We start from the raw sequence: 7886 nt of genomic DNA on the forward strand, positions 1-7886 counted from the left end.
TAAAAATAAAGGAGAAATATGAAACACTATGATGTCGTAGTATTAGGTGCTGGACCTGGTGGGTACGCTTTGGCTGGTATTCTATCAAGCAACGGGCTTAAAGTAGCCTTAGTTGAAAAAGAAGATTTAGGTGGAACCTGTGTTAACAAAGGTTGCATCTCTACTAAAACTTTAATTAAGTCAGCAAAAGTTTTAGACACAATCCAAAATTCTGAAAAATATGGAGTTTTCAACAAATACCTTGGATATAGTTTCCAAGTAATGCAAAACCGTCGTAAAGCAAACAAAGAACTTTTGAACGGTGCTATTAGCAACTTTTTAGCAGGTGCTCATGTTGATGTATTCAAAGGAATGGGTACTGTTGTAGATGAACACAGTTTAACAGTTAATGAAGAAACATTACACTTTGATAAATTAGTTGTAGCAACTGGTTCATCAAATCGTGCATTAAGCATCGAAGGTGCCATGGAAGCATATGAATCAGGATACTTAATCGATTCTGAACAAGCAATGAAATTAGATGCTGCACCAAAAACACTAGTAATTATTGGAGCAGGACCTATTGCATTAGAATTTGCTTATTTTTATAGCACATTAGGAACTAAAGTTACTATTTTATGTAACACTAAATTCTTAGCACATCTTGATCCACATGCTGCTAAAGCAGTTCGTGCTACTTTAGAAGCAAAAGGTGTTGTAATTGTTGATGAAATGAACTTAGAATCAGTTTCTAATGGATTTGTAAGTTATCAATGAAGAGAGCAAAAACACTCATTGGCTTCACAAAAAACATTAGTAGCAATTGGTAGAGTAGCAAACCTATCTGGTCTAGATGCACTTAAATTAAAACTAAATGCTCGTGGATTTGTTGAAGTAAACGAATCGATGAAAACTAGTTTAGATCACGTTTATGCTTTAGGTGATGTAACTGGATTATTTATGCTTTCTACTGTTGCTTACAAAACAGCAGATGTGATTGCTAAAGATATTTTAGGATTACAACCTGAAAAATTAAACTTAAACAATGTTCCATGAGCAATTTATTTAAACCCTGAATTAGCCGGTGTTGGTAAAACAGCCGCTCAATTAGAAAAAGAGGGTGTTGAATTTAATGAAGTAATGGTTCCTGGTATGGCATTACCAAGAATGCATGCTGATGGTTTAGCAAATGAATTAGTTTTCGTTAAATTCTTTGTTTCTAAATCAACCGGAGAAATTCTAGGAAGTTTTATGTTCTTAGAAGGTGGACACATTTTAATCAACCAAGTCGCATTTGCAATGCAACAAAAAGTTACCTTTAAACAACTACAAGAATCTATTTACACACACCCAACTATTGCTGAAGCACTTTATTATTCATCACGTACTGTGGCTTTAAAGAAAAATGCTTAAGTTCAAGCAACAAGTTCTTAAACATCGTGACGTAATAGAGAAATGTTATATTGTAATTAACATAGTAGTGTTGGTATATGTTTCACTTTATAATTTTGATTATAAAGTGTGAGCATGACAAAACCCGAACCGTTCGGTTGCAATTATCAATGTTTTAGTTTCATTTTCTGGTATCTTTGGTATTTTAGCTAATTATTTCTTTTCAAAGCATTATAAAATCGCTTATTTGCTAAGCTTGATAAATATTATCTTCTTTATATGCTTTGCTTTCTATAACTATTTAATTATCGATGGGTTAATTAATTTATTCATATATATACCAATTTTAATTTTTAACTTCCATAAAACATATATTCGTAAAAAGATTGTCTTTGAATACTTTGTTTCGGGTGTTCACACATGAACTTTCTTTGGAATGATTTTTATTATTTTATCAATTGCTTTTTACTTCTTAAATCCACAAGTTACTTATTTATACAACATCACTTTTGGATTCGATCCTGTGCAAAATGCTTTTGGGACCTTTTATAAATATAAACTTGATGGAAACATACTATTATCAATGATTAATTCACTTTCAGTTGTAGCATTGATGATGCTTTCATTAGGTTTTCGAGAAAACTGATATGTATGAATTGTTAAAAACATCATTTCCTTTGTCTTCTTTGGTGGAGTTGGTTTCTTTAGCATTGTTGTAATTTTATTAAATGCAGTGTATATGAATATGTCATTATTCTACTTTTATGTAACTTCAAGAAAACAAGAAGTTAGAGTTAAACTACAAACAGAAGCAAATTCAGTTCTCTCAGCACATATGGCTGCTTCGTTAAAAGAAAACGGATATGTAATCTATGATAAAATTGAAGTTGCTAATAAGCTCTCATATGCAGATGCTAAAAAGTTATTAAAAGAATCAATTTATCAATTTAAACCTACCTATGGAAATATGAAGAATATTATTTTATGAGATATGAAGTCCTTACTTCATACCATCGAATCACGCATTGTGTTGGATAGTAAAATATCTAAGTTAAAATGAGCATTTAGAAAGAAAATTTATCAACTTTCAATTCTCCTTAGACCAAAAATGGATTATACAACTAACATTGAAAAATTACCACATTTATTAACTTCTTTTGATCACAGTTATACATATAACTAGGATTTTATAAAACACATAAAAATTTTATGTGTTTTATTTTTTTGATAAATATAGCAAAAAATAAGCAAATAGTTTATAATTAAAATATGAATATAGCAAAATTAATCAGAAATGTTCCCGACTTTCCAAAACCAGGGATAATGTTTAAAGATATATCACCTTTATTAGCAGACGGAGAGGCTTTAAATTATACAATTTCAAAGATTGCTGATGAGTGCAAAGATGTTGATATCATTGTAGGCCCAGATGCGCGAGGATTCTTATTCGGTACACCCGCTGCTGCTTTTTTAAAAAAACCATTCATAATGGTTCGTAAGCCTAATAAACTACCAGGTGAAGTTATTGCGATGAAATATGATTTGGAATATGGAAGCAATAGTTTAGAATTACAAAAAGGGTTTGTTAAACAAGGCCAAACAGCTGCAATTGTAGATGATGTGCTTGCAACTGGTGGGACTACCAAAGCAATTATTAAGTTATTAGAATCGCAAGGTGTAGAAGTTAAAAAAGTAATTGTTTTATTAGAATTACAAGAATTGTATGGAAGAAAATTATTAGGTGAACATACCGAAGTAGTTTCATTAATTAAGGTATAAAAATCACAAATTAGGCATCTAATTTGTGATATTTTTTTAACTTAACACAAAAGTTTGTGAGTATTCTTTATTGTCGTCATCAATATGGTATTTAAATGTTAATGTGTTGGTATTAGGATCTCAAGTTGAATCGGTGAATTTTTTAGCATCTGATTTTTTTGATGTAATTCTATTTGCATATGACGCATCTGCAAAAGAAAATAATTTATTATCATTTTTATTTCCCATACCTGATATACCAACATATTCATTTCCTTTGGTTCTGTATTTTTGTAAACCAGGAAATTTTTTATTTTTCTTTGGCTTTGTTTTCTTTTCGAGTGCTTTTTGAATTTGTTCTTTGACTTTTTCTTTTGTAACACCATCATATAATTTTAATGGAGCAGTTTTAATAGTGTCTTCACTTTGTTTTGGACTTTCTTCTTCATTTTCATTGTCAACATTTTTTGATTCATTACCATCTACAACTTTTGTATTATCAGATGTTTCTTCACTAGTTAGATTATTTTTTGGTAAAGTTTCAGTTTTTAATTTTGGTTGTTCTTGTGGGTTTTCGGTTCCGTTAAATGGAGTTCCTGTTTGTGTTGAATCACTTGGTTGGTTTTGTTCATGTTGCTGTTCGTGATTTTCGTTTGGATTAGGTTGGTTATTTTGGCTTGCTACAACTCTAGGTTGTGATTCAGAAGATTTTAATGTAGGTTCTTCTGAAGGGGTATCTTTCTGATTATTTTCTTTTGTTGGTGTTTTTGCACTTTGATCATTTGTATTATCATTAGATGTTGGTTCCGAGTTTTCTGGTTGATTTTTAGAAGTTTCACTTGATGTTGTTTGTGCATTTGCATTAGGTTTTTCAGCTTTTAATGCTGCTGGAGCAGGAGGTGTTTCATGGACTGTTTCACCTGAACCAGATTGTATATTTTGTTCATTGTTATTTTTTTGTCCAGAATCAGAATTACCTGTGGGTTGAGTAGAGTTTTTTGGTGAATAACTTTCTGTTTTTGGATTTGTTGTATCCGATGAATTAGGTTTTCCTTGTGAAGTTTTTGTAGAATCTGTGGTTTTTGTTTCGTTGTCAGTTTTAGAATTTTCATCATTAGGTGATTCTTCTCTTGAAGAATCTTGATGTTCCGTATTTTGTTGGTTTGTCCCAGTAGAACTAACCCTTTCTTCATTTCTACTTGTTGAGTTTGTTTTTTGATTACCCTTATCAGATGGAGTATTATTTGTTTGTGATGTATTAGGATTTTTTGGATCTTGTTCTTGTGTTGTTATATTAAGTTTGATTTTTTGCTCGTATGTTTTATTTTTACCATCAACTATATATCTAAATGTTAATGTTTTGTCTTCTTCATTTCAAATTGAACTCTCAAATACATTATTGTTATGTTTATTACGTCCCTTCTTTCTAGTTTTCTTAGTTTCAGTGGTTTGTGTTTTTGGGATATCTTTTAATTTTAGTGGATCAAGTCCATCTTTTGTTTTAAAGAGTTTATTATCATCACTTGTACCACCAGTTGCTATTCCAAAAAAGTAAGTGCTATTTTCTGCTTTTCCAGCTTTAGTCTCTTTATATCTTTGTAACCCAGGGAATACATTTTTCTTTGTTGACAATCTTTCTTTAATCTTATTATAAATTTTTTCATCTGTAACATTAGGTAATTTTTCTAATGCATTTTCATATGAAAGAGGTTCAGTATTTTCAGATTTGTTTGTTTTTTTGTCTTCATCTGTTTCAGATGTAATTGGAGTTTTTGGAGGGGTACTACTTCTCGCTCCAGATGTTGGTTTTTGTTCAGAACTTTGAGTTTCTTGTTTTGTTTTATCTAAATCAGGTTTTGGAGCAGATGTTCCATTTTTGTTAGTAGGTTGCCCATTATCTTTTGTAGAAGGTTCTGTTATATTATTTAATTTAATAATTTGTGTGTATTCTGTTTTGCCACCAATTACCATATATTTAAATGTAATTGTCTTAGTAGCAGGATCTCAGGTTGAATTTAGAAATTTGCGATTATCTTTGGTTTCAGGATTACCATCTGATGTAAGTTTAGTAATATCCAATCCATCTCTAACATCAAATAATTGATTATCAGTTCCGTTTCCTCCACCTGCTATACCAATAAAATCAGGATCTTTATATCTTTGTAATCCTTTAAAAGGTTTTTTTAATATCTTATCATAAATCATTTGATCACTTATATTTGGTTTTTTAACTAAAGCATTTGAATAATCTATGTTTGTTTCTGTTTGGTTATTCGGATTTTGTTCGGATGTTTTTTCAACTATATTTGTTAAAGTTATGGTTTGTGAATATTGCATTGTATAACCAATTACCATATATTTAAATGTAATAGTTTTAGTTTTAGGATCTCATGTAGATTTATCGAACACTCTATTGCTTTTAGTTTCCTCTTTTCCATCTGATGTAAGTTTACTAATATCTAATCCATCTCTAACTGAAAATAATTGGTTATCAGTTCCATTACCTCCACCAACTATCCCTATAAAATCAGGATCTTTATATCTTTGTAATCCTTTAAAAGGTTTTTCTAATATTTTATTATAAATTACTTGATCACTTATATTTGGTTTTTTAACTAAAGCATTTGAATAATCTACTTTATCAGGTTTATTTTTTTCATCACTTGGATTAGGATTGTTTTTGATAGGTAGATTTTGAGATTGTGGGTTATTAGGTTTAGGTTTTTCAATAGGATGTGTTGGTGTAGTTTTTGTAACCTGCATTTTTGGAGAATTTAAATCAACTGGTTTTGCTTCTTCTTTTATTTTTGGTGAGCAGCTTACAGCAATAACAATAGGAGTTATAGTTAAAGATGCAATTGATAAGAATAATTTTGATAACTTGTGCTTTTTCATAATTTCCCTTAAATTCCTTATAATAGAAATATTTTATAATTTATATGTATATAATTAATTATATATATAAAAAGTATGTAATTTTATATAAAATAAATATTTTCATAATTTCCATAAAAAGATATCGTTATTTAACGATTATAGAGTAATAATATCTCATATTGCTTTCTTATATCATATGTTATAAATGAAAGAATATATATATAAAAGTATTTCCACATTTTACAAGATAGAAATTAATAAAAATATTTATGTATTAAAATTATAAAAAATCTATAAAAATATTTTGTTTTTTGTTGTTTTTCGCTATAATAATTTAGCAATTTATAGGCACTATAGCCAAATGGCCAAGGCATGGGTCTGCAAAACCTTGAGTGCGGGTTCGAATCCCGTTAGTGCCTCCATAATTAAATGCGCCCGTAGCTCAACTGGACAGAGTGTTAGGTTACGGCCCTAAAGGTTGCGGGTTCGACTCCTGCCGGGTGCGCCATATATTTAATACCATATAAGCCCCGTTTTGGGGTATTTTAATACACTTTTGCATAAATTTGGCTGCATTGTTGGTATTAGTTTTGTAATATATTCAAAACAAAAAAAGTAAACCAGTTTTGATAAAAACATGAAATGAATTTCATATTTTTTCTAAAAAATTCAACAACTTATATAGACAAGAGTATAATATTATCAGATAGTTATTTAAAATAAAGGAGAAATTATCATGAAAATGAAAGCAATTACATTTAATAAAGAAGGAAAAGTACAGTTAGTTGACTTTGACAAACCTAGAGTTATTAAACCTACCGATGCAGTTGTTCGGATTTTGAAAACTACTATTTGTGGAACAGACTTACACATTTTAGGTGGAGATGTTCCTGAAACACAACCTGGTAAAATCTTAGGACATGAAGGAATTGGTATAGTTGAGGAAGTAGGTTCAGCAGTATCTAACTTTAAAGTAGGTGATAAAGTTATTGTTTCATGTATTACATCATGTAATAAATGCTACTACTGTAAACGTGGTCTTCCCGCACACTGTGAAACAGGTGGATGAATTTTAGGACATAATATTAATGGAACACAAGCAGAATTTGTACACATTCCACATGCTGATGGTTCATTATATCATGCACCTAAAACAGTATCTGATGATGCTTTAGTAATGTTATCTGACATCTTCCCTACCTCATTTGAAATCGGGGTACAAAGTTCTCATATTAAACCAGGAGATACTGTTGCAATTATTGGAGCAGGACCAATTGGTTTAGCCGCTTTACTGACAGCACAATTTTACTCACCATCAAAGATTATTATGGTTGATTTATCAGAATCAAGACTAGAATTTGCAAAAAAATTCGGTGCAACACATACTATTAAATCAGGTAATTTAGAAGAAATTAAAGCAAAAGTTTCGGAAATTACTAATGGACATGGAGTAAATGTGGCAATGGAATGTGTTGGTTATCCAGCAACATTTGATGTAGCACAAAATATAGTTGCTATCGGTGGACACATAGCTAATGTTGGAGTACATGGTAAACCAGTAAGTTTTGAATTGCAAAAACTATGAATTAAGAACATTACTTTTTCAACAGGTTTAGTAAATGCAACAACTACACAAATGCTTTTAGATGTCTTAGAATCAGGAAAAATCGATGCAAGCAAAATGGTAACACACCACTTTAAGCTTTCAGAAATGGAAACTGCATATAACATCTTTAAGCATGCCGGAGACAATAGAGCGCTCAAAGTTATTATTGAAAATGATTTAACTAAATAACAAAATCCAAGGATTATCCTTGGATTTTAATTCTAGTCCTAAAAAGAAAAAAAAGTATAAGTGAGAACTTATACTTTTATTTTGT

At 30.2% G+C, this 7886-nt stretch carries 5 protein-coding genes and 2 tRNA genes; 6 read left to right on the forward strand and 1 reads right to left on the reverse strand.

Annotation, left to right across the window (positions count from 1 at the left end; translation table 4 throughout):
- The first annotated feature begins 18 nt into the window (after nucleotides 1–18).
- The 3 genes from ACXYRN_RS03215 to ACXYRN_RS03225 all read left to right on the forward strand — a co-directional run bounded on the left by ACXYRN_RS03215 (nucleotide 19) and on the right by ACXYRN_RS03225 (nucleotide 3150).
- On the forward strand, nucleotides 19–1392 hold the full coding sequence (locus ACXYRN_RS03215; protein WP_458607651.1) for a dihydrolipoyl dehydrogenase: 1374 nt from the start codon (nucleotides 19–21) through the stop codon (nucleotides 1390–1392).
- Nucleotides 1385–2554 (forward strand): nicotinamide mononucleotide transporter, encoded by a 1170-nt coding sequence (locus ACXYRN_RS03220; RefSeq protein ID WP_435130212.1) that lies wholly within the window; start codon nucleotides 1385–1387, stop codon nucleotides 2552–2554. Before ACXYRN_RS03215 ends, ACXYRN_RS03220 begins: the two co-directional genes overlap by 8 nt.
- An 86-nt stretch (nucleotides 2555–2640) precedes the next feature.
- A complete protein-coding gene (locus ACXYRN_RS03225; RefSeq protein ID WP_458607652.1) occupies nucleotides 2641–3150 on the forward strand; it encodes an adenine phosphoribosyltransferase in 510 nt (169 codons plus the stop codon).
- A gap of 36 nt (nucleotides 3151–3186) precedes the next feature.
- Here the strand turns inward: ACXYRN_RS03225 and ACXYRN_RS03230 are convergent, their stop codons facing one another.
- Nucleotides 3187–6024 (reverse strand): amidase domain-containing protein, encoded by a 2838-nt coding sequence (locus ACXYRN_RS03230; RefSeq protein ID WP_458607653.1) that lies wholly within the window; start codon nucleotides 6022–6024, stop codon nucleotides 3187–3189.
- A gap of 329 nt (nucleotides 6025–6353) precedes the next feature.
- Between ACXYRN_RS03230 and ACXYRN_RS03235 the strand changes: the two genes are divergently transcribed.
- From ACXYRN_RS03235 to ACXYRN_RS03245, 3 genes are all read left to right on the forward strand, one after another.
- A tRNA-Cys gene (locus tag ACXYRN_RS03235) sits at nucleotides 6354–6428 on the forward strand.
- Nucleotides 6429–6437: 9 nt separating this feature from the next.
- A tRNA-Arg gene (locus tag ACXYRN_RS03240) sits at nucleotides 6438–6514 on the forward strand.
- A 234-nt stretch (nucleotides 6515–6748) separates the two neighbouring features.
- Nucleotides 6749–7801 carry a zinc-dependent alcohol dehydrogenase family protein gene (locus ACXYRN_RS03245; protein ID WP_458607654.1) on the forward strand — a complete coding sequence of 351 codons (1053 nt, stop codon included), beginning with the start codon at nucleotides 6749–6751 and terminating at the stop codon, nucleotides 7799–7801.
- The last annotated feature ends 85 nt before the right edge of the window (nucleotides 7802–7886 follow it).

The sequence above is a fragment of the Mycoplasma sp. 4423 genome (genome assembly GCF_054353855.1).